Source organism: Amycolatopsis sp. NPDC104587, from assembly GCF_055583645.1.
In genome coordinates, this window is the sequence record NZ_JBVJNO010000005.1 from 418732 (window position 1) to 441581 (window position 22850).

The following is a 22850-nucleotide window of genomic DNA, read 5'->3' on the forward strand; positions in this document are numbered from 1 at the left end:
GAGGGTAAAACAACGGACCACCCCCCCCCCCCCCCCCCCCCCCCCCCCCCCCCCCCCCCCCCCCCCCCCCCCCCCCACCCGGGGTCAGCCCTGCGAGATGTAGGCCTCCAGCTGTTCCTGGCTCTTCTCCAGCTCCTCCATCCGGTTCTTCACCACGTCCCCGATGGAGATGATCCCGGCGAGGCGACCGTCCACCAGGACCGGCACGTGGCGGATGCGCCGCTCCGTCATCAGGACCGAGAGCTGGTCCACCGAGTCGTCCGGGCCGCAGCTAGCGACCAGCTTCGTCATGATCTCCGACACCGGTCCGTCGAGCAGGCCGGGGCCGTGCTCGTTGAGGCGGCGGACCACGTCGCGTTCGGAGACGATTCCGGCGATCGAACCGTCCGGTGCGACCACCACCATCGCGCCCACGTTGTTTTCGGCCAAGCCGGCCAGCAGCCTGGTCACCGTCGTCTCCGGGGTGACCGTTGCGACCGCCGACCCCTTCTTGCGCAGCAGATCCGCAATCCGCATGGCGATCCTTCCCGTCGGTGAGCTGGATCACCACAGGTTAAGGGCACCGGGACCTGGGCGAAAGTCCGGCAAACGGGGCGAATTCGTGGTATTGAAAACGATTCAGCCGAGCCGTTCGGCCAACCCGTCCAGTGCCAGGCGGATCCCGGCCGCGTAGTCGTCGTCGCAGAGGGCGTCCAGACGGCGTCGAGCCAGGTCGAGCTGCTCGCGGGCGGCCGGAAGATCACCCAGTTTGCGGTAGTCCTCGCCCAGGTTCAGGTGCAGGGACGGGTAGAACCCGCGCACGGCCAGTGACGAATGATATTCCTGCGCCCGCGAGTCGGTCAGCGAGTCCGCCGCCGCCAGCGCGCGGAGGTCCCACTCGAGCTCCTCCGCCGGGTCGTCGCAGACGTCGGCCATGTGGTGCGCGAGCGCGACGCGGTGCAGCGGGTCGCCGTCCCGTCCGATTGACGCCCACAACGCCGTGAAGGTCGCGTACGCACCCTCCCGGTCGCCGCCGATGTGCTGCCGCAGACCGGCGTCGATCGCCACCATCACCTCGTCGGTCATGCCGCTCCCTCGTCCGCCAGCGCCCGCAGCCGGGCCAGTCCCGGCCCGATCCGCTCGGCCGCGACCGCACCGTAACCGAACACGAGCCCGTGCCGCCGCTCGCCCACGCTGAAGTCGCCGAGTGAATACAGCCGGACGCCGTCGTGCCGGGCGCGGCGGACCAAGCCGGAGAGATCCGACGGCGAAGCGGCGCTCAGGTGCAGGCCCGCGGTCGACGGCAGCGGCGTCAGGAAGTCCGAGAACGACGCAGCGAGCAGTTCCGACAGCAGTTCGTGCCGCTCGCGGTAGACCTTCCGCATCCGCCGGACGTGCCGCGCGAACCCGCCTTCGGCCATGAACGCCGCCAGCGCCGCCTGTTCGACGTTCGGCGCGTGCCAGTCGGTCAGGTACCGGGCCTTCACCAACGCCGACACGAGCGACGGCGGCGCGACGAGGAAGCCGAGCCGCAGCGCCGGCGAGAGCACCTTCGAGAACGAGCCGACGTACACCACCCGGCCCCGGGAATCCAAGCTGTGCAACGGTTCCAGCGGCCGGCCGGTGTAGCGGAACTCGGTGTCGTAGTCGTCCTCGACGAGCACCGCGTCGTTCCGCTCGGCCCAGTCCAGCAGCTCCAGCCGCCGCTCCAGCGACATCGACAGGCCCAGCGGGTACTGGTGCGACGGCGTCACGTACACCAGCCGCGTCCCCGCCGGGATGGCACTGACGACGATCCCGGACGCGTCCACCGGCACCGGCGCGACCCGGATGCCGCGCGCGCTGAGCACCAGCCGCGGCGGCGGGTAACCGGGGTCCTCGACGGCGGCCACATCGCCGTGGCGCAGCAGCACCCGCGCGACCAGGTCGGTCGTCTGCTGAGCCCCGGCGGTGACGACGACCTGTGCCGCGTTCGCGCGCACGTCGCGCGACACCCCGACGTGCCGGGCGATCTCTTCCCGCAGGGACGCGTGCCCCTGCGGGTCGCCGTAGGTCATCAGGTCGGCCTGGCCGGCGCGCAGCCGCTGTGTCACGAGACGGCGCCAGATGTCGAACGGGAACCGCGTGAGGTCGGGGACGCCGGGCCGGAAGTCGAACGCGGGCGCCGGGGCGAACGGCGCGGGCGGCGACGGCACCGCGTCCCACTCCGGCAGCGGCCGCACGCCGGAGACGTGTGACGGCTCGGGCCGCGTCGCCGGCGACGCGGTGACGAACGTGCCCGCGCCGACGCGCCCGGCCAGGAACCCCTCGGCGGTGAGGCGGTCGTAGGCCGCGCTGACCGTCGTCCGGGAGACCGCCAGCCGCTGGGCGAGCTCGCGTGTCGGCGGCAACGCCTCGCCGGGGCGGATCCGGCCGTCGAGGATCGCCGCGCGGAGCTGCCGGTAGATCGCGTCGCGGTGCCCGCGCGTCCCGGCCAGGTCGATGTGCACGTCCACCGCTCCAGATTGGCACACCTGAGGTGGCGCGGATTTGGCACTGTTCGTGGACCGATCCCGCGCCTAGCGTGCGAACCATGGATCTCCGCGAACTCGACCGCCGCGCTCTGCTCGTCCTCGGCAAGATCGTCGCCACCACCACGCCCGCCGACCTCGCGCGGCCCACCCCGTGCGCCGGCTGGACGCTCGCCGACCTGCTCCGCCACCAGGTCAGCGAAAACCACGCCTTCGCGACGGCGGCCCGCGAGGGCTCGGCCCCGGACTGGGACGCCGGTGACCTCGGCGCCGACGCCGTCGCCGCGTACCAGGCGTCCGTCGACGACTTCCTCGACGCGATGACCGACGACGCCGTCCTGGACCGGCAGCTCACCATCAACCACTTCGGCACGTTCCCCGGCACGATCGCCGCGCACATGCACCTCGTCGACACCGTCGCGCACGGCTGGGACCTGGCCCGCACGCTCGGCCTGTCCTACGAGCCGGACGCCGACGCCGTCCACGCCGCTCTCCAACTGGCCGAGCGGATTCCGGACGAAGGCCGCGAAAAGAACAACTCGTTCGCCCACAGCGTCGACGTGCCCGCGGACGCGAGCGAGCTGGACCGGTTCCTCGCCCTGCTCGGCCGCGATCCCGGGTGGACGGTCAGCCGACCTCGGTGACCGGCGCGCTCCACGTGTCGCACGCCTTGGTCGCCTTGCCGTCGTAGCCCGCCTTGGCCCAGGACAGCTGGTGCTCGCGCGAGCCGTGCGTGTCGCTGTTGTTGGCGCGGCCGTAGTCGGCGACGGCGGCGTTCGCCAGCGAGCGGCTGATGGAGCCCGTGCCGGCGACGGCGGCCAGGAACAGCGCGCCGAAGCAGTTCGCCTGCAGCTCGATGCGGCGGACGACCTCTTTGTCGACCGCGCTGTCTTCGTTCGGTGACGTCATCTTGTCCGCCGCCGCGGACAGGATCCCGCTCTCGCGCTGCACGTGGTGGCCGTATTCGTGGGCGATCGTCGCGATGTGCCGGGCCTTGTTCAGGCCCGCGTCCGAGAGCATCCAGTCGGTCGGGGCGTAGATCGTGGTGTCGCCACCGCAGTAGTAGGCGACGGCTTCGTTCTCCGTCGGCGCCTCGCCGCACGCGCTGTGCTCGGGCAGCGTCACCGAAACCGTCGCGGTCAGCGTCGGCTCGTTCGCCTTCTGCAACGCGGGGCGCCACGACTGTTCGAGGCAGTCGGCCAGCGCTTGGTAGTAGGCCTTGAGCTGCTCGGGGGCGCGGCCGAGGTCGGGCAGCGTGCACGTCGCCGGTCCCGGCGTGATGCCCGCGGCGAGCAGCGGGTTGCGGGCCAGCTCCGGGACGGGCTTGGCGTTCGACGTCGAGCCGGTGCCGCCGTACGCCCGGCCGATGTCGGCGCCCTGGGCGGCGAACGCGCGGCCGTCCACGCGGCGCGGGATGGTGGCCGCGATCAGCGAGATGGCCAGCACCACGATCATGACCCCGACCACGGCGCCCCAGAGCCGGCTGCGCGGCGGGGCGATCGGAACGGGAGGCGCGGCGGCCCAGTTGGGCGCCCACGGGCTGGGATCCGGCGTCCAGGCGGGTTCCGGTGACCGGGCCGCCATCGGCGGCGGTGGTGGCGGCCCGGCCGGGCCGTCGGCGTTGTTCACGTTCTCCCCCTGCTCGCTGTGACCAGCATACGGACGACCAGGGAGGGCAGGATCACGAAACGAAAACGCCGCCCGGTGGCCACCAGGTGGGCGGGCGTACGAAACTGTGGTCATGAGTGTCGAGGATCCGTACCTGTGGCTGGAAGACGTGACCGGCGACGACGCGCTCGGCTGGGTGCGCGCCCGCAACGACGAGACGCTGGCGGAGCTGACCCGCGGCGCGCGGTTCGCCGAGCTGCGTGACGAGCTGCGCGAGGTGCTCGACGCCGACGACCGGATCCCGTACGTCCGCCGCCGCGGGGAGCTCCTCTACAACTTCTGGCAGGACGCGGCCCACCCGCGCGGCCTGTGGCGGCGCACGACGCTGGAGTCCTACCGGCAGGCGGAGCCCGAGTGGGAGCTGCTGCTCGACGTCGACGCGCTGGCCGAGGCCGAGGGCGAGAACTGGGTCTGGCAGGGCGCGACCGTGTTGCGGCCGGACTACCGGCGCGGCCTGGTCGAGCTGTCCCGCGGCGGCGCGGACGCGACGGTCGTGCGCGAGTTCGACCTCGACGCGCACGAGTTCGTCGAGGGCGGCTTCACCGTGCCCGAGGCGAAGACGCGGATCGGCTGGATCGACGAAGACCGCGTCTACGTCGGCACCGACTTCGGCCCCGGCACACTGACCAGCTCGGGCTACCCGCGGCTGTCGAAGGAGTGGCGGCGCGGCACGCCCTTGGAAGAGGCCGTCACGGTCTACGAGGGCAAGCCCGACGACGTCTCGATCGGCGCGTCCCACGACCCGACCGAAGGCTTCGAGCGTGACTTCGTCAGCCGCGCCGTCGACTTCTACCGCTCCGAGCTGTACCTGCGGACGCCGGACGCGCTGGTCAAGATCGACGTCCCCGACGACGCGAGCGCGTCCGTGCACCGCGAGTGGCTGCTGGTCCGGCCACGGACGGCGTGGACGGTCGGCGGCGCCGAGCACCCGGCGGGTTCGCTGATCGGCATCCGCTTCGACGACTTCATGGCCGGCGAGCGCGCGTTCACGACGCTCTTCACACCCGACGAGCACACCTCGCTCGACTACTGGGCCTGGACGCGCCACCACCTGCTGCTCGGCACGCTGCGCGACGTCCGCACCGAGCTGCGGACCCTCACGCCCGGTCCGGACGGCTGGGCCGAGGAGCCGCTGTCCGGCGGTCCCGAGTTCGGCAGCGCGGACATCTTCGACACCGATCCCGACGTCAGCGACGAGTACCTGCTCAACTCCAGCGGCTTCCTCCAGCCGTCGACGCTGAGCTACGGCCACGTCGGCGAAGCGGTCGAAGTGCTGAAGCAGGCTCCGGCGTTCTTCGACGCTTCGGGGATGGACGTCGCGCAGTACTTCGCGACGTCGGAGGACGGCACGAAGATCCCGTACTTCGTCGTCCGGCCGTCCGGCGCCGAAGGCGGCCCGACGCTGCTGACCGGCTACGGCGGCTTCGAGGTGTCGCTGACGCCGTCCTACAGCGGCATGATCGGGCGCGGCTGGCTCGCCCGCGGCGGCACGTACGTCGTCGCGAACATCCGCGGCGGTGGCGAGTACGGCCCGAGCTGGCACACGCAGGCGATCAAGGCCGAGCGTCACCGCGTGTACGAGGACTTCGGCGCGGTGGCCGCCGACCTGGCTTCGCGGGGCGTCACGACGCCGGAGAAGCTCGGCATCCAGGGCGGCAGCAACGGCGGCCTGCTGATGGGTGTGATGCTGACGCGCTACCCGGAGCGGTTCGGCGCGATCGTCAGCCAGGTGCCGCTGCTGGACATGCGGCGTTACCACCTGCTGCTGGCCGGCGCGTCGTGGATGGCCGAGTACGGCGACCCCGATGAGGCCGCGGAGTGGGAGTTCATCTCGAAGTACTCGCCGTACCAGAACGTCCACAGTGGACGCTCGTACCCGCCGTCGCTGTTCGTGACCTCGACGCGCGACGACCGGGTGCACCCCGCCCACGCGCGCAAGATGGTGGCGCGGATGCGCGAGCAGGGCCACGACGTCCGGTACCACGAGAACATCGAAGGCGGCCACGGCGCCGCCGCCGACAACGAGCAGCTGGCGTTCAAGTGGGCGCTGGTGTTCGAGTTCCTGTGGGAGCAGCTCACGAAGTGACGCGCGCGAGCAGCACACCGCCGACGATCAGGGCGAGCGCGGCGACCCGGCCGAGGCTCAGCGGGTCTTTGTTCACAACCACGCCGAGCACGATCGCGCCGACGGCGCCGATCCCGGTGAACACCGCGTAGGCGGTGCCCACCGGGACGGTGTCCATCGCCCGCGAAAGCAGGTAGACGGCGGCGGCGCCGAGGACGAAGCACAGCAGCGTCGGCCACGGCTTGGTGAAGCTTTCGGTCGGCTTGATGCTCTGCGACCAGGCGATCTCGACCAGGCCGGCGGCGACCAGCGTGAACCATCCCATCAGGTCCTCCTCCTAGGCGGACACGGCGTCCACTTCGCTCAACTGGACGCCGTGTCCGGTTATTCCTAGGCTGGGCGAATGCCCGAACGCGCCGACGCGGCCCGCAACCGCGCCAAGATCCTCACGGCGGCCGAAGAGCTGTTCAAAGTCCGCGGAGCGGCCGAGGTGACAATGGAGGACATAGCGCAGGCGGCGGGCGTCGGCCGCGGCACGCTGTACCGCCGTTACCCGGACCGCGCGTCGATCGCGGTGGCACTGCTGGACGAGCACGAGCGCCGGTTGCAGGAGTCCCTCTTGCGCGGGGATCCCCCGCTGGGCCCGGGCGCTCCCCCGGCGTCGCGCTTGGCGGCGTTTTACGAAGCGATGGTGGAGCTGCTGACCCGTCATGCGCCGCTGGTTTTGGGCGCCGAGGTGGGTCATTCCCGCTTCACGACGGGCGCATACGGCTTCTGGCGCGCCCATGTCCGCGCTCTGGCGGCGGGCACTCCGGACCCCGATGTGCTGGCGGACGTCCTGCTGGCTCCGCTGGCGCCGGAGCTGTTCCTGCACCAGACCGCGCGTGGCGTCTCCCCCGACCGCATCACCGCGGCTTTGCGGGAGCTGGCGCTTCGGTCGCTCTCTTGAGAAGACAAACACCGGGAGGAACCGATGCCCCATACCGACGGATCGCGCAAGACCATCCGCTCGGACCAGGTCACCGGACTGATCCTCGACTGCATCGAGGAACATGTGACCGATGCGAACGTCAAAGCGGCGGTCAGCGATCTTCGCGAACATCTGAACAGGTCCCGCAACCGAGGCGGCAGGAAGATGCTGGAGCTGGCCGAGTTCGCCCATCGCGAGGCGCTGTCGGCCGGCGACACGGCGACGGCCGAACGCCTGGACGACCTGCTCGGGCACGCAACCGGACGGGTTCTCACCGACGACGTGACCCGCCGCTACCAGCTCTACGACGCACGAGTGAGCAACCTCAATGCTGTCGAGCTCATGACCTCGAACGCACACGCGCTGGGCGCACACCGCGCCAGGGAGTACCTCACCGAGAACCCCGCTGCGACCGCCACCGAATTGGTGAATCACCTCGAAAAGCTCGGCGAGTTGTCGACCAGGGTGGTCGAAGACCGCGAGCGCGGCCACTACCGCGTCCTTCGCCTCCACACCGAGTCACAAGTCTGGCTGGCCGAGGTCCTCGCCCGGAGGACGCACTTCGAACTCGGCCACGGCCCCGAAGACGGTGTCTTGGACCTGTCGGACACCGCGCTGACGAACATGGTCGAGGCGGCACATCTGCAGCTTCGCCGGGAACGGCTCGCCCTGATCCGTGACGTCGTCGAGAACCCGAACAGCGCCGAAGGACACCTCCAAGAAGCACTCCGAGGCTCCTACTGGCTGTTCGGAGGAAGCTACATCGGTGAAGCCGATCGACGCCGCTTCACGACCGGAACCGAGGTCGACCTTCCCCTCCTGCGCCCGGACGGCTCGCTCCATGTGGTCGAGCTCAAACGAGCGAACGTGCCGCTGGTCCGGAGCTACCGCAGGTTCGGCCTGATCGTCCACCGGCACGTGCACGAAGCAACCAGCCAGGTCGCCAACTACCTGACCGCCTTCGACGAAGACCGCAACGAGATACGCCGCAGGCACGGCATCGACACCCGGCGGGCGACCGGCACCGTCGTGATCGGCCACCCGATGTTCCAGCAGGAGTTCAGTGAACAGGAGATCGCGACGACACTCCGGACCTACAACGCCGAGCACGCCCGGATCACCGTGATCACCTACAAGGAGCTCTTGGACAACGCCGAGCGCTCACTCACCATCGACGACGAAGAGAGCTAGACGAGTCCCCGCGGCCTCGTCCGCCTCGGGACGTGCCGCGGTTTCGGCTTCGGCGCTTCACCGCGGATCTGTGCGAGCGCGACCTCGAAGGCGGTGAGCACGTCGGCGACGAACACCAGCCGTCCGACGGCGAGCCGGCGCAGTGCGGGCCCGTGATCAACCGCGACCGTGATCACAACGCCGAGCAGCAGCACCCGCCAGCCCGCGAAAACCGCGGCGCGCAGCGGTTTCCCGAGCCCGCGGAAGCCGATTTCGAGCCGGTGGCAGTGAAAGGGCACGTGCCGCTCCTCGTCGGCGAGGATCCGGGCGGCGACCTGCGTGACGAGCGGATCGCCGGTCCCGTCCCGCAGCGCGCGGTAGTACCGCAGCGCGACGACCTCGGCGATGAGGAGAACCATCAGCTCCAGCCGCAGCCCGAGGGCCCGCCGCAACCACACGAAGACGGTGTCCGACCAGTGGCTCGCAATGGTCGGCACCCCGGCGGCGCGCAGCAGTTCGTCGAGCATCCGGGCATGGTTCTGCTCCTCAGCGACGAAGAGCTTGACGGCGGCGAGATAGCTGCCCCCACCGGCTTTCGCGATGAGGTTGGCACCGTCGCCGGCCTCACCGAGCTGGAACCGCTGGATGCTCCGCGCGACGTCGGGGTGCAACCGGGCTCCGCGCGACCACGGCGGATCTTCGCGCCGCCGCCTGCGTTCGGCCTCGGTTTCGAAGTCTCGGAGCCAGCGTTCGTCCGTCATCGCCTTGATGATGCCGGATCGGTGTGGCGGAACCGCGCCGCTTCCGTGGAGATCCGGTGAAGTGTCTTGTTCCGCTCGAGTAGGCAACGGGAAACACCTTGAGCCGCGCACCAGGACCGGACACGATCAACTGCATGGTGTTCATCAACTTCCGCCGCGGCGACGGTGCCGACAAGGCTGCTTGGCTGGATGCCGAACTGAGCGCCGTCTTCGGCAAGGACAAGATCTTCCGATCGAGCCGGTCGATCGACCTCGGCCACGACTACGAGCCGATCATGTGGGACGCGGTCGACAACTGCCCCGCGATGATCGCCGTGATCGGAGACGGTTGGCTGCCCGAGTTCGGTCCTCGGCTGTTCCAGCCCGACGACGTAGTCAGGCAGGAGATCGCTCGCGCGCTCGCAGCCGGCAAGCCGGTCATCCCGGTCCTCGGGCTCACTACTCCCATGCCCGCGGCCGATGACCTTCCCCCGGACCTCGCTGGGCTGGCCAACTGCCAGTACGTGCGGCTCACCTACCGCGACGCGCACGCCTTCCCCGGTCTGGTCGATCGGCTGATCGACGCCGCACCCGACCTCGGCATCGGTGTCCGGGAAGGGATCAAGGACCTGGCCACGTGGTCTCGGGAGCGCACCGAGCTGACCGGCTCCCGGCTACCTGCGGAGCTCGACCTGCTCGGCCGCGACGAGCAGGCGGCGCAGGTGCGGTCCTGGCTGTCCGGGCCGCCGGGGAACTTGATCATCCGCGGTCAGACCTCCGACGAGGTCGCGGTGTTCGCCGCCGCTGTCCTGGGCAGGCACGACCCGCACCACCGCGCGGTCAGGGTGACTTCGGCGGCGGGCTGGGAGCACGCGGCCAAGATTCCGCCGTCCCTTCCCGTGGTCGTGGTGAGCGACGACGTCCCCGTGGCCGAGGGCCAGACCAGCCGCCACGTCGTCATCGCCCGCGACGGGTTCGAGCAGCGCTCCGGAGTGCTGGTCCTGCCGCGCATCCCGAGGGACAAGGCACGCGACGCGTTCTTGGCGATGGGTGTGCCACTGCACCAGGCCGACGAGCTCGCCGGCCTCGCCCGGCGCAGCACGCAGGCCTTGATCCGGCGGCTGAGCCCGAACGCACCTCGTCCGCCGTGGGGCCGGCCGCCGGATTCGGCCATCGCCGCACCGCTGTCACTCGTCAGCAGGTGGTCTACGACCACCAAGGCCGACCACGAGGTCATCGCCGGGATCACCGGCGAGACGTACGCGCGGGTCGAGCGCTTCGCCACGGCCACCAAGGGTTCCCGGGACCCTTTCCTCCACCGCAGCGGTTCACGCTGGCAGCTCGCCGATCCCTCGGACGCTTGGTCCCAGTTGCTGACCCAGGTCAGCGACACGGACATCCGCCAGTTCAGCGCCGCGGCGATCGACGTCCTGAGTGAGAGCGACCCCGTGCTCTCCTTGCCTGACTCGGAGGTGCCGACCGCAAAGGTCAAGGGCGCGGTCCGGACCTGGTCGGACGACCTGCGGCAAGGAATCGCGCACGGCTTGGCCCGGCTCGGAGATTCCGGATCCGCCGGGATCGCCGGCAGCACCGCCGGTGACATCGCCGCGACGATCGTCCACCAGTTGCTGCGGCAGGCCAACGCCGACCGGACCGGACTGGCCTGGCGTTCGCTCCGTGACGTTCTCCCGCTGCTCGCCGAGGCTGCTCCACGCGTGTTCCTGGACGCCGTGAGTGCCGGGCTTCGAGGACAGGACCCACTGCTGCGGGTCATGTTCGAAGATGTGGAAGGCAGGACGCTCAACCGGCACTCCGCGCACACATGGCTGCTCTGGGCACTCGAAACGGTTGTTTGGGCACCGCAGCACGGTACGGAAGCCACGCTGCTGCTGGCGCGACTCGCCGGCATCGATCCCAGTGGCCGGCTGAGCAACCGGCCAGACCACTCTCTGCTCACGGTGATCGCACCTGCACCGGAAAGCCCGCTACCGCTCGAGCGCCGGACCGCGGTCATCGGCCAGGTTCGCACCAAGTACCCCGAGGTCGGGTGGCGGTTGCTGAGCGACCTCACCGACCGGGATCCCTTCCTGCTGCCCCTGGCTCGCCCCCGGGTCCGGCAGGACTGGCTCGGCCCCGCCACCACACCGTCAGATTCGCTCAAGATCTACTGGGATTCCGTCTTCGACGCCGTGCTGACCGACCTGGGCACCGTCCCGGACCGGTGGGCCACCTGGCTCCCCCGGCTGACCGGCCTCTCGGCCTCCCACCAGGAGTCGCTGCTCACGACCCTCGAAGCCACCGACTTCAGCCAAGCGGAGCCGGAAGCCGTGCGCGCGCTGTGGGACCAAGGCCGCAAACTCGTGAACTTCGAGCGGAAACGATCTTCCTTGCCACAGTTCCTTCCGATCGAAACCATCAACCGTCTGTCGTCCTTCCTCACCACAATCGAACCGACCGACGACCCGACCCGGCACGCATGGCTGTTCACCTGGCACCCGGACATCCCCGATGTTGAGCTGACCGACATCGAAGCCCATGACGCCGCGGTCGAAAGGCTTCGCATCGCAGTGGTGACAGAAGAACTGGGCAAACACGGGACCAGCGGCTTGGCCCGGCTGGCGGACGCGAGTGACCGGGGCCAGACCGTGGGATGGGCGCTCGCCCAGGTGGCCGGCGACACCGTCCGGGACGAAATGATCGCGAGGCTCACCGAACCGCTGGCGGAGGGCTGGATCTGGTACTGGGCCAAGACCGCGGGCGAAAGCTGGGCAACCGACCTGTTCAGCTCTCTTCCCGACGATCCGGCCCGTCGGACGGCGTTCCTGCTCGCTCTGCCGAGTGACTGGGCCGTCGGCCTGGTGGCTCACGAGGAGCCGGACGTCCGCGATCGTTTCTGGTCCTTGACGCCGGCTTTTCCCTTTCCTGCCGGGCAGCCGGAGGCTTACCTCGCCGAGATCCTCGGACAAGGCCGCGCCGTGGACGTCATCGACGCCTTGTCAGTGGCACTGCACGGCAACGACCAAACCTGGCGCCCGACCGCCGAGCTGGTCGAGGCAGCCTTCGACCGCCTGCTGAACACCTCCAGCCAAGTCTCTTCCCACACCGCGTACGCGGTTGGCCGCCTTCTGGACTACCTGCACGTCATCGGCCATAGCCTGCACGCCGTGGCGCACTGGGAAATAGCGTTCGCCGGACTGTTCCACGAGCGTGCACCGCGGGCACTACTGGAACTGATCGCCGCCGACCCGGCTGCTTTCGTCGAACTACACCGGTTTCGCTACCTCCCGACGGAGAAGATCAATCCCAAGGCCTTGCGCTTCTGGTGGACCGGGGAGCGCCTGAGGTGCCTACCCGGGCAGACCGGCGACGTCGTGGACCGATCCCGGCTGCTCGCGTGGGTGCGTCAAGCACGTGAACTCCTCGGTGCGATCGACATGCTCCACACCGGCGACCAGGCCATCGGCACGCTGCTGGCGACGGGCCCGTCAGGGGATGACGACGCCTGGCCCACCGAGGCCGTCCGGGACGTTCTCGAACTGGATGACAGTGGCGACCTCCGAGAAGGATTCGTGAGGGGAATCGGCAACAACATCGGCTTCACGACGCGTGGGTTGTACGACGGCGGCGATCAGGAGCGAACCTCCGCGGAGACCTATCTCGTCTGGGCCGACAAAGTCGAGGCCGGGTGGCCGCTCACAGCCGGAGCACTCCGCGACCATGCCGAATCCTTGCGCCGGCAGGCCAAGCACTGGGACACCGAGGCCGAGGACGACCACGACGAGTAGTCGTGCCGCCCAACGCCGCGCGCAGGCCGCTATGCCGTCGAGAACGCAGCTCAACCGAACTCGGCGACGATTTGTCTACATCGGACCTCGTCGGCACCCGGCTCACGTTGCCCACCGGCCACGGGACCTCAGGCGCGTGGCCGACCGATTCTTGACCCACCGAGCACGGCGGAGCAGGCCGGGTGACGAGACCCGGCCTGCTCCGCCTGAACCGTCAGCTACAACCCGACGTCGCGCCGCAGCCTTCGCAGGCGTAGCACGAGCCTGCCGGGCGCATCTTCGTTCCGCACGTCATGCACAGCGGGGCGTCCGCCGCCTTGCCGAGGCGGAGCTCCATCAGCTCCGTTGTCGTCTGGGCTTCGCGGTGGGGGTGCTCGGTTTCCGCCGTGTGCGGTTCCGGGGACGAGTCCACTGTGGAGCTCAGCATCTCGACGTCGACACCGCCGCCGTAGCCGGCCTCGACCTCTGCCGAGCGCTCGTCCGCCGACAGGATGCCCAGCTGCGAGCGCTTTTCGTGCGGCAGATAATCCAGGGCCAGGCGGCGGAACAGGTAGTCCATCACGCTCGTCGCGATGCGGATGTCCGGGTCGTCGGTCATGCCCGCCGGCTCGAAGCGCAGGTTCGAGAACTTCGAGACGTAGAACTCGAGCGGGATGCCGTGCTGCAGGCCCACCGAGATCGACATCGAGAACGCGTCCATCACGCCGGCCAGGGTCGACCCCTGCTTGCCCAGCTTGACGAAGATCTCGCCGAGGCCGTCGTCCGGGTACGAGCCCGCCGTCAGGTAGCCCTCCGCGCCGCCGACGGTGAACGACACCGTCTGGCTCGGGCGCTTCTTCGGCAGGCGCTTGCGCACCGGCCGGTACTCGACGACCTTTTCCGGCTCTGCGACAGCGGCGACCTTGTCCTTCTTGGCCGTGGACAGCGGCTGGCCGACCTTGCAGTTGTCGCGGTAGATCGCCAAAGCCTTCAGGCCGAGCTTCCAGCCCTGGAAGTAGATGTCCTCGACCTCTTCGACCGTCGCCGACTCCGGCATGTTGACCGTCTTCGAGATCGCGCCGGAGAGGAACGGCTGCACCGCGGCCATCATCCGGACGTGCCCGATCGGCGCGATCGAGCGCTCGCCGACCGCGCAGTCGAACACCTCGTAGTGCTCCGGGCGCAGCCCCGGCGCGTCGACGACGTGGCCGTTCTGCGCCACGAACTCGACGATTGCCTCGACCTGCTCGGTGGGGTAGCCCAGCGACTCCAGCGCGCGCGGCACCGTCTGGTTGACGATCTGCATCGAGCCGCCGCCGACGAGCTTCTTGAACTTCACCAAGGAGAAGTCCGGCTCGATCCCGGTGGTGTCGCAGTCCATCATGAAGCCGATGGTGTTGTGGCTGACGAACCCGTTGGCGACATAGGTGACGTTGTCCGGCACCGACAGGTCGTAAGTCGGCTGAACACCACCGTCAGCGTTGGCCTCGACGGGCTCGAACAGGTACCTGAGCACCCGGCCGAGACGCGGATCACCGGTCTCGGAGTAGATCCGGCGTGCCACCATCCGGGCCACACCGCCGACCTTCCGCAGAGACTGCACGACAGCGTCGCGAGATTCGTGACCGGAGGGCACGAGCTCATCCCACACTTCGCGAGGCAGGTGAACGCGATCTCCCTTGGCCGATCCGGCCGGCTCGAGGCAGACCAGCAGTCGCGCCTTGCGTTCGCCCATGAAGCCGACGACCTCGTCGAACATCATCGCGTGGTCGACGTTGCGCAGCCGGACCTGCAGCATCGGGCGGCCGAAACCACTGATCGTCCGCCGGGTCGTGGTCGCCATGCCGACCGCCAGCAGCAGCGTCCGAAGGTCTTCGGCGAAGAGTTCCGACGATGTGGAAACGCTCGGGACTCCTTCGAGTACCGTCCCGTCCGCCTCGAACACCCCACGCAGGAAGGCCGCGTAGATCTCCGGATCGTTGGTCTCCCGGATGGTCGCCGGGACGCGCGGCGTCCAGCCCTTGCCCGTGTGGTCGGCCCCTGGCAGGTCCTTCGCGAATCCGGCGGCCTGCCACCAGCGGGCCAGCCGGACCGACTGCAGGGTGATCTCTTGATAGCCCTCGCACTGCCGGACCACGGGTTCGAGCCCGAACAGTCCCTTGCTCAGGATCCGGAGGCGTTCGCCGACGTCGAGATCGGTGTCGGCGACGCAGAGCCGGATTCCCTTGGCGTGCAGGCTGCCATCGCCTTCGAAGTAGCCGACGAGCTCCGCGAGATCGGCATCAACCACGTCCGGCACCCGGATGTCGCGGTCACCGGCGTAGTAAGCCTGGTCGAGCACCGGCAACGGCACCCTGCGAGGGCCACCGACCAGGCCACCCAGCTGCATCGGCACCACGTCGCCGGGCCGGATGTCGGCGAGCCGTTTCCAGTCCCACGTCCCGGTATCCGGATCCACCACTTTGACCCGGTGGGCGAGGGTGCCCTGAATCCGGTACCCGCCTTGGGTTTCGATCCGGCGCGTCGGCTCTTCGCCGTTGACGAAGAACTTGGTCGCGGGGCGCGGACCTTCGTCGGTCGCGACCGTGAATTCGACGTCTTGCCAGCGATCGCCGTACAGCTCGCCGAGTTCGGACAGCCGAGCCAGGCCGCGATCGGTGGTGACCAAGGTATCCGCCGTCAGGCATCCGGTGGGCGCGAGGACGGACGCCTGCGCGTTGCGCCAGCCGTGCTTCGTGCCGATCTCGATGCCCTTCGACCACTCCTCCGTCGCGAGCGCGCGCGCCGCGGCGTCGTTCGAGTGGTAGGTGCGGACGAGCTCGTTCGCCGCCGCGTGCTTGCGCATGACGCGCTGGTGCGCCTCCGCGTTGCGCGCGTAACCCTCGTACGCGCCGACCGCCTGGGCCATCTCGGCCGAACGCCGGTACGAGACGCCGGTCATCAGCGACGTGATCGCCGCCGCGAGCGCGCGGCCGCCCTCGGAGTCGTACGCGTGGCCCAGCGCCATCAGCAGCGCGCCGAGGTTCGCGTAACCGATGCCGAGCTGGCGGAACTTCCGCGTGGTGTCGGCGATCGGCTCGGTCGGGAAGTCCGCGAAGCAGATCGAGATGTCCATCGCCGTGATCACGAGCTCGACGGCGCGCGCGAACAGCGGCGCGTCGAACGTGCCCTCGGGGGTGGCGAACTTGAGCAGGTTCAACGACGCGAGATTGCAGCTCGAGTTGTCGAGGTGCATGTACTCGCTGCACGGGTTGGACGCGGTGATCCGGCCCGACTCCGGGCAGGTGTGCCAGTCGTTGATCGTGCCGTCGTACTGGATGCCGGGGTCGGCGCACTCCCACGCCGCCTGGGCCAGGTCGCGGAACAGCGTCTTCGCGTCGGTCCGGTCGATCACCTCGCCGGTGAGCCGGGCGCGCAGGCCGAAGTCGGTGCCGTTCTCGACCGCCTGCATGAACTCGTCGGTCACGCGGACCGAGTTGTTCGCGTTCTGGTACTGCACCGAGGAGATGTCCGAACCGGACAGGTCCATGTCGAACCCGGCGTCGCGGAGGACCTTGATCTTCTCCTCTTCGCGCGCCTTGGTGCGGATGAACTCCCCGATGTCGGGGTGGTCGACGTCGAGCACGACCATCTTCGCCGCGCGCCGGGTGGCGCCGCCGGACTTGATGGTGCCCGCGGACGCGTCGGCGCCGCGCATGAACGAGACCGGGCCGGACGCGGTGCCGCCGGAGGTGAGGAGCTCCTTCGAGGAGCGGATGCGGGAGAGGTTCAGGCCGGCGCCGGAGCCGCCCTTGAAGATCAGGCCCTCCTCGCGGTACCAGTTGAGGATCGACTCCATCGTGTCGTCGACGGCGAGGATGAAGCACGCGCTGACCTGCTGCTTCGACGCCGTGCCGACGTTGAACCAGACCGGGGAGTTGAAGCTGAACACCTGGTGCAGCAGCATCCAGGTGAGCTCGTGCTCGAAGATCTCGAGGTCCTGCGGCGTCGCGAAGTAGCCGTGGTCGCCCGCGGCCTTGACGTAGGTCTTCACGACCCGGTCGATCAGCTGCTTGAGGCTGCGCTCGCGCTGCGGGCTGCCGACGGCGCCGCGGAAGTACTTGCTGGTGACGATGTTGGTGGCGTTCACCGACCAGGACGACGGGAACTCCACGCCGCGCTGCTCGAAGTTGACCGAGCCGTCGCGCCAGTTCGTCATCACGACGTCGCGCTGTTCCCAGGTCACCTGGTCGTACGGGTGCTTCCCCTCGGTGGTGAAGACGCGCTTCACGCTCAGCCCGCCGGCCGCCTTGCTCTTCTTGCCGGCGGCCGCGCCGGCCCCGGTTCCCACGGTTTCGGTCATCGGTCGAACCCTCACTCCCGCAGCGGCGCGGTCAATCGCCGTCGTCGCGCTGCTCGCTCTCCTCGGGCGCAGCAGCACCCGCCATGGCCTCACGGAGGTCCGCGATCTCCTTCTCGAAGTCTTCGACCGAGGAGAAAGAGCGGTAGACACTGGCGAACCGGAGGTAGGCGACCCCGTCGAGCTCACGCAGCGGGCCCAGGATGGCCAGGCCGACCTCGTGGCTCGGGATCTCCGCCAGCCCGGCGGAGCGGATCGACTCCTCCACGCGCTGCGCGAGCTGCTGCAGCGCGTCGTCGTCGACCGGCCTGCCCTGGCAGGCGCGGCGGACGCCGCTCACCACCTTGTCCCGGCTGAACTGTTCGGTGACGCCCGAACGCTTGACGACGGCGAGCACCATCGTCTCCGACGTCGTGAACCGGCGGCCGCACGACGCGCACGAGCGCCGCCTGCGGATCGCCTGGCCTTCATCCACCTCTCGGGAGTCGACGACCCGAGAGTCCGCATGCCGGCAGAACGGGCACCTCATCCGCCGATCACCTTCCCCTCCGCGCCGGCCGCCCCGGTCGACGTCCGCCGGCCACCACGCGTGGCCGTGCCTCGAGCACCGGCACCCCTGCACCTGGTGATCGAACTGTGGACATCCGGTGGGTGAGAGCCGACCAGCTGTGGACAACTGCTGTCCAGTCTACCCCAACCTGTGGACCAACTACAGCGGTGTAACTACTACATATAGCGGCGAAGAGTAGAACTCGAGCGGTGCGCGCGCAAGCGGCGCGGCCGGGCGGATCCCCGCCCGGGTGAGACCGGTTGACGCCCGGCGTGGATCAGGGAGCGGGGACGGCGGCCGGGTCGGCGACCGGGACCGTGAGCGGCAGCCCGGGGACCAAAACGGCCTGGTCCAGGCGGTTCAGCTCTTTGATCCGGGCGACAACCGCGCCAGGCTCGCTCGCTGGCGCGAATCGCGCGGCCAGCGAGGAGAGCGTGTCGCCCTGCCCGACCGACACCGTCGCGGTCGACTCCGGCACCGGGGCGCCGGAAACTCCGCTGTTCAGAAGACCCAAACCGGTGATCACGAGGCAGCTCGCGACGGCGAGCGCGGCGAGCCACGGCCAGCGCACCGGCACCCGGCGCGGTGTCGCGCACGGCTGACCCGCCGGACGGCGCCCCGCCACGACCCGGGCGCGTGTCGGCGGGCGTTGCACCTCGCCGCGCCGCCCGCGCAAGACGCGCACCGGGCGGGGTTGCGCCGGAACCGGGGCCGCCGGGCGAGCCGGACCGCGTTCGGCCAGAATGGACATCCGAACCTCCTCGAAACCCTGGTGTCCGCCCGGATCCCGAACCGGTCGCGGCTCGTGGATCAAGGTCGAACAAGCGTTCTATCGAACGCCCGTGCGAAGGTCTACCACCTACCACCGACAAAATCGAGCGGACACGGCGTGTCGATCGAACAGATGTTTGAAATCGTCGTGCCCGGGGGCTAACGTCGGTGACCAGGGCATCTGCCGGGCAGATGCCGCCGGCGAGGCTGCCCGCACCCGCGGGCGGCGGCCGGCGCGCAGATACGTGCAGCGAACGTCTGGGAGGCGACGCAGTGGCGAAGGAGAACAAGGCCGGCAGGACCAGTGGGTCCCCTGGTGGCTCGGGCAAGGTGCACGCCATGCCCGAGGTGTACGACGTGGACGACGCTCTCACCGTCCGCCAGCAGCAGGTCCTCGACGTCATCCGCTCCTGGGTGAGCCGGTTCGGCTACCCGCCGAGCGTCCGGGAGATCGGCGAAGCGGTCGGCCTGACGTCGACGTCGTCGGTGTCGCACCAGCTGCGTGCGTTGCAGCGCAAGGGGTACCTGCGCCGGGACGCGAACCGCCCGCGCGCGGTCGGCGTGCTGTCGGCGACCGACGACAACCCCATGGGCATCGAGATGGACCAGCAGCCGGTCATGCCGAAGGCGGCGTACGTGCCGCTGGTCGGCCGGATCGCCGCCGGTGGCCCGGTGCTGGCCGAGCAGGCGATCGAGGACGTCTTCCCGCTGCCGCGAGAGATCGTCGGCGAGGGTGAGCTGTTCCTGCTCAAGGTCACCGGCGACTCGATGGTCGACGCGGCCATCACCGACGGCGACTGGGTCGTGGTCCGGCAGCAGCCGGACGCGGACAACGGCGAGATCGTCGCGGCGATGATCGACGGCGAAGCGACGGTCAAGACGTTCAAGCGCAAGGACGGCCACATCTGGCTGATGCCGCACAACGAGGCGTACGAGCCGATCCCCGGCGACGACGCGACGGTGCTCGGCAAGGTGGTGGCGGTCCTGCGACGCCTTTGAGGAGTGCCTTCCGGGCTATCGCACGGCCCGGGAGGTTCACCGGATCGGATGATCTTCGGCCGTGGGGAGCCGAACCTGGTCGCGGTGTGGGGAGTGGACGGGATGCCCGGCCCGTCCGCCTCGCGCCGATCGAGGTTTCCTTCGCGCAGTGCGCAGGATTGCGCGGCCTGAGCCGCCGCGCCCCGCACCGCGCGAAGGACGATCCCGCTCAGCCCCGGCGCCGGCGCAGCCTGCTGAACCCGAACCAGCCGAGCCCCACCACCGCCACCGCGATCCCCGCCGCCGGGAGGAACGGCACGCCGTCACTCCCGGACGAGCCGGCGCCGCTCGCGCTCGAAGCGGGTTTTCCGTCCGTTGACGCCGAAGCCGAAGCGGCCGCCAAGGCCGCCGCGCCCTTCACCGTGCGGAGCGGCTGGCCCACGCCTTCGCTGCCCGACACCAGCGTGCCGTCGGGGTCGAACGCGATCGCCTCGCCCTGCTTCTCCCCCGGCAACGGGATCCGGACCGGCGTGCGCTGCAACGCGGCGAGGACATCGCCGTCCGGGGCCGGGTACACATAGGCGTCGGTGTAGGTCCGCAGCGCCACCACGGTTCCGTCGGCCGAAGACGCGCCGCCGGTCACCAGGACCGAGCCGAACGACCCCACCGGGCCGCCCGGGGTGTCGGTCTCCTTGATCTTCACCGTGCCGACCTTCTCCAGGTTGGTCGGCCCCGGGCTCGCGAGCGGCCCCGACGGCCGGTACACCTTGGCCTCGCCGAGGATGTCCTTGGTGATCAGGTACGGCGTGCCCGCCTTGTCCATGATCAGCGCTTCGGTGTCGTGCTGGCCGTCCGGGTAGGTGAGCCGGTGCAGCGTGACCTTGCCCTGCGGGTCCATCTCCAGGAGCGCGACCGTGAGCCGGCCCTTTTTGTTGTCACCGGTGTCGGACAGCCACAGCCGCCCGTCCGCGGTACGGGCCAGGTCCTCGACGTCGAACGGGTCCGTCTTGTCGGTCAGGACCTTCTGCACCTTGCAGTCCCGGCCGAGGACGAACACCTGGACCTTGGTGCCGCCGTCGTTGATCGCGTAGAACTTCGAGCCGTCGGACACCAGGCCGGACAGCTCGCCGATGCGCGAGTCCTTCATCGTGCACAGCGGCTCCGGAGCGGCCGGAGCCGCCGAAGCCGGAACAGGCCCGCCGAGCACGCCCAAGAAAACCGCCGCACCTGCGACCACCCAGCGCACCCAGCCACCTCCGAAAACATTCCAGTGTGCGATCACGCCGATCGCACACTGGAATGTAGACGTGTCAGGCCCTGGTCGAGTTGGTCTCGAACTCGCGCAAAGCCGCCGCGAGGTCCGGGCGGACCCGCACCAGCAGGCGCGTGCCCTCCTCGGCGTGCTCCTCTTCGAGGACCTCGCCGTCCGCGTGCGCCCGCGCGACCAGCTCGCCGCGCGAGTAGGGCACGAGGACCTCGATGGTGACCTCCGGCCGCGGCAGGCGGTCGGTGATCACCTCGACGAGCTCCGCGATGCCCGCGCCGGTGCGGGCCGAGACCTGCACCGAACCGGACAGCGCGTGCCGCAGCCGGGCGAGGCTGACCTCGTCGGACGCGTCGATCTTGTTGATCACCAGCAGCTCCGGCGGGAGCGGCTCCTTGCGCTTGCGCGTGATCTCGCCGAGCACCTCGCGCACCGCGCTGACCTGCTCCTCCGGCGCCGGGTCGGACCCGTCCACCACGTGCACGAGCAGGTCGGCGTCCGCCGCCTCCTCGAGCGTCGAGCGGAACGCGTCCACCAGCTGGTGCGGCAGGTGCCGCACGAACCCGACGGTGTCGGTCAGCGTGTAGGTGCGCCCGTCCGCGGTCTGCGTGCGCCGCGTGGTCGGGTCGAGGGTGGCGAACAGCGCGTCCTCCACCAGCACCCCGGCCCCGGTCAGCGCGTTGAGCAGGCTCGACTTGCCGGCGTTGGTGTAGCCGACGATCGCCACGCTGGGCACCTCGTTGGCCAGCCGCCGCCCGCGCTTGGTCTCGCGGATGGTGTCCATGGCGGCGATCTCCCGGCGCAGCTTCGCCACGCGCTTGTTGATCCGCCGCCGGTCGGTCTCGAGCTTGGTCTCACCGGGACCGCGCAGGCCCACGCCGCCGTTCGCGCCCCCGGCGCGGCCACCGGCCTGCCGGGACAGCGACGCGCCCCACCCGCGCAGCCGCGGGATCAGGTACTGCAGCTGGGCCAGCTCGACCTGCGCCTTGCCCTCCTTGGACCGGGCGTGCTGGGCGAAGATGTCGAGGATCAGGGCGGTCCGGTCGATGACCTTGACCTTGACCTTCTCCTCGAGCTGCCGCAGCTGGCCCGGCGAGAGCTCGCCGTCGCAGATCACGGTGTCGGCGCCGGTGGACCCGACGATCTCGCGCACCTCCCGCACCTTGCCCGAGCCGATGTAGGTGGCCGGGTCCGGCTTGGTCCGCCGCTGGATGAGCCCTTCGAGGACCTCCGAGCCCGCCGTCTCGGCCAGGCGCGCCAGCTCGGCCAGCGACGCCTCGGACTGCAGGGCAGTGCCCTCGGTCCACACGCCGACCAGCACGACGCGTTCGAGCCGCAGTTGCCGGTACTCGACCTCGGTGACGTCGTCGAGCTCCGTGGACAGTCCCGCGACGCGCCGCAGGGACGCGCGGTCCTCGAGCTCCATCTCGCCTGTCGACGGGTCGTACAGGTCGTCCGAGTCGTCACGGTGGTCTTCGGTGTGTGTCAGTTCTGTCATCGTGCCTCCATGTTCCCACGATTCGCCGCGGGAACCGAACTTTTACGTGCTGGGGTAGGTGGCGAGGTAGATCGCGGTGCGCTCGGCGCCGGGACGGCGTGGGCGCGCGCGGAACTCCTCGAGCAGGGCGTCGAGCCGGGTTTCCAGCTCCGCTCGCTCCTCAGGGGCCACCTGGACGACCAGGCGCGACTGGTGCACGCCCTCGAATCCGGTTTCGGCGATCTCGGCCAGATAGGCCTCGAGCACCGCCTGTTCCACGTCCTTGTCACCGCATGAGTCGAGTGTCCAGGAAAGCCCGGTCGAAAGATACGGAATTTCCCGCGCCCCCCGGGTGCCGCGCCGCGGCGGCTGGGCGGTGAGGAAGCCGGTGTCGACGAGCTTGCGCACGTGGTGCAGGGTCGTCGCGGGGTCCCGGCCCAGGCGTTCGGCGAGCTCCTTGTTCGTCAACGCCTGCGAGAACGTCAACCGGATGATGCGCAGCCGTATTCCGGAGGCCAGCGCGGCAGCCTCGGCTTCGGTCGCGACACGTCGTTTCTCAGCGGACACGCGCCCCAGCCTAGAGCGCACAGTGATTGACACTTTCC

The 22850-nt window shown here is 69.8% G+C and carries 18 protein-coding genes; 6 read left to right on the plus strand and 12 right to left on the minus strand.

The features are described from left to right. Positions 1-84: 84 nt before the first annotated feature. The 3 genes from ACZ61C_RS17455 to pdxR all read right to left on the minus strand — a co-directional run bounded on the left by ACZ61C_RS17455 (position 85) and on the right by pdxR (position 2474). The gene (locus ACZ61C_RS17455; protein ID WP_465307784.1) at positions 85-516 is read right to left on the minus strand and encodes a CBS domain-containing protein; all 432 of its coding nucleotides are present in this window, start codon (positions 514-516) and stop codon (positions 85-87) included. Between the two features lie 102 nt (positions 517-618). Beyond that, on the minus strand, positions 619-1065 hold the full coding sequence (locus ACZ61C_RS17460; RefSeq protein WP_465307786.1) for a hypothetical protein: 447 nt from the start codon (positions 1063-1065) through the stop codon (positions 619-621). Next, the gene (pdxR, locus tag ACZ61C_RS17465) at positions 1062-2474 is read right to left on the minus strand and encodes a MocR-like pyridoxine biosynthesis transcription factor PdxR (RefSeq protein WP_465307788.1); all 1413 of its coding nucleotides are present in this window, start codon (positions 2472-2474) and stop codon (positions 1062-1064) included. The genes ACZ61C_RS17460 and pdxR overlap by 4 nt, the downstream gene beginning before the upstream one ends. A 77-nt stretch (positions 2475-2551) precedes the next feature. Between pdxR and ACZ61C_RS17470 the strand changes: the two genes are divergently transcribed. After that, positions 2552-3133 carry a TIGR03086 family metal-binding protein gene (locus tag ACZ61C_RS17470; protein WP_465307790.1) on the plus strand — a complete coding sequence of 194 codons (582 nt, stop codon included), beginning with the start codon at positions 2552-2554 and terminating at the stop codon, positions 3131-3133. On the opposite strand, the gene ACZ61C_RS17475 is transcribed toward ACZ61C_RS17470, so the two are convergent. After that, positions 3117-4073, minus strand: coding sequence for a neutral zinc metallopeptidase (locus tag ACZ61C_RS17475; protein ID WP_465308268.1), 957 nt, complete (start codon positions 4071-4073; stop codon positions 3117-3119). The genes ACZ61C_RS17470 and ACZ61C_RS17475 overlap by 17 nt on opposite strands. Positions 4074-4230: 157 nt before the next feature. Between ACZ61C_RS17475 and ACZ61C_RS17480 the strand changes: the two genes are divergently transcribed. Next, entirely contained in the window at positions 4231-6243 is a 2013-nt protein-coding gene (locus ACZ61C_RS17480; protein WP_465307792.1) for a prolyl oligopeptidase family serine peptidase, read from the plus strand. Here ACZ61C_RS17480 and ACZ61C_RS17485 read toward each other — a convergent pair. Next, positions 6233-6547 (minus strand): DMT family transporter, encoded by a 315-nt coding sequence (locus ACZ61C_RS17485; RefSeq protein ID WP_465307794.1) that lies wholly within the window; start codon positions 6545-6547, stop codon positions 6233-6235. The genes ACZ61C_RS17480 and ACZ61C_RS17485 overlap by 11 nt on opposite strands. Before the next feature lie 78 nt (positions 6548-6625). On the opposite strand from ACZ61C_RS17485, the gene ACZ61C_RS17490 reads away from it, so the two are divergent. Further along, positions 6626-7171, plus strand: coding sequence for a TetR/AcrR family transcriptional regulator (locus tag ACZ61C_RS17490; RefSeq protein ID WP_465307796.1), 546 nt, complete (start codon positions 6626-6628; stop codon positions 7169-7171). A gap of 24 nt (positions 7172-7195) precedes the next feature. Continuing rightward, a complete protein-coding gene (locus ACZ61C_RS17495; RefSeq protein ID WP_465307798.1) occupies positions 7196-8383 on the plus strand; it encodes a Shedu anti-phage system protein SduA domain-containing protein in 1188 nt (395 codons plus the stop codon). On the opposite strand, the gene ACZ61C_RS17500 is transcribed toward ACZ61C_RS17495, so the two are convergent. Next, on the minus strand, positions 8380-9123 hold the full coding sequence (locus ACZ61C_RS17500) for a ferritin-like domain-containing protein (RefSeq protein ID WP_465307800.1): 744 nt from the start codon (positions 9121-9123) through the stop codon (positions 8380-8382). The two genes, ACZ61C_RS17495 and ACZ61C_RS17500, sit on opposite strands and share 4 nt — an antisense overlap. 134 nt (positions 9124-9257) lie before the next feature. Here ACZ61C_RS17500 and ACZ61C_RS17505 point away from each other — a divergent pair, with 134 nt between their 5' ends. Next, positions 9258-12887, plus strand: coding sequence for a hypothetical protein (locus ACZ61C_RS17505; RefSeq protein WP_465307801.1), 3630 nt, complete (start codon positions 9258-9260; stop codon positions 12885-12887). A 214-nt stretch (positions 12888-13101) separates the two neighbouring features. Here ACZ61C_RS17505 and ACZ61C_RS17510 read toward each other — a convergent pair whose 3' ends face one another. From ACZ61C_RS17510 to ACZ61C_RS17520, 3 genes are all read right to left on the minus strand, one after another. Continuing rightward, the gene (locus ACZ61C_RS17510) at positions 13102-17208 is read right to left on the minus strand and encodes a vitamin B12-dependent ribonucleotide reductase (RefSeq protein WP_465307803.1); all 4107 of its coding nucleotides are present in this window, start codon (positions 17206-17208) and stop codon (positions 13102-13104) included. 31 nt (positions 17209-17239) lie between these two features. Then, on the minus strand, positions 17240-17734 hold the full coding sequence (gene nrdR / locus ACZ61C_RS17515) for a transcriptional regulator NrdR (protein WP_465307805.1): 495 nt from the start codon (positions 17732-17734) through the stop codon (positions 17240-17242). Positions 17735-18032: 298 nt separating this feature from the next. Then, positions 18033-18506 (minus strand): LysM peptidoglycan-binding domain-containing protein, encoded by a 474-nt coding sequence (locus tag ACZ61C_RS17520; protein ID WP_465307807.1) that lies wholly within the window; start codon positions 18504-18506, stop codon positions 18033-18035. Positions 18507-18865: 359 nt separating this feature from the next. Here ACZ61C_RS17520 and lexA point away from each other — a divergent pair, with 359 nt between their 5' ends. Next, positions 18866-19525: a transcriptional repressor LexA gene (gene lexA / locus ACZ61C_RS17525; protein WP_395924527.1), complete on the plus strand. Its 660-nt coding sequence runs from the start codon at positions 18866-18868 to the stop codon at positions 19523-19525. A 208-nt stretch (positions 19526-19733) separates the two neighbouring features. Here the strand turns inward: lexA and ACZ61C_RS17530 are convergent, their stop codons facing one another. The 3 genes from ACZ61C_RS17530 to ACZ61C_RS17540 all read right to left on the minus strand — a co-directional run bounded on the left by ACZ61C_RS17530 (position 19734) and on the right by ACZ61C_RS17540 (position 22812). Next, on the minus strand, positions 19734-20750 hold the full coding sequence (locus ACZ61C_RS17530) for an esterase-like activity of phytase family protein (protein WP_465307809.1): 1017 nt from the start codon (positions 20748-20750) through the stop codon (positions 19734-19736). Between the two features lie 64 nt (positions 20751-20814). Further along, a complete protein-coding gene (hflX, locus tag ACZ61C_RS17535) occupies positions 20815-22266 on the minus strand; it encodes a GTPase HflX (protein ID WP_465307811.1) in 1452 nt (483 codons plus the stop codon). 42 nt (positions 22267-22308) lie between these two features. After that, on the minus strand, positions 22309-22812 hold the full coding sequence (locus ACZ61C_RS17540; protein WP_465307813.1) for an ArsR/SmtB family transcription factor: 504 nt from the start codon (positions 22810-22812) through the stop codon (positions 22309-22311). Positions 22813-22850: the final 38 nt, after the last annotated feature.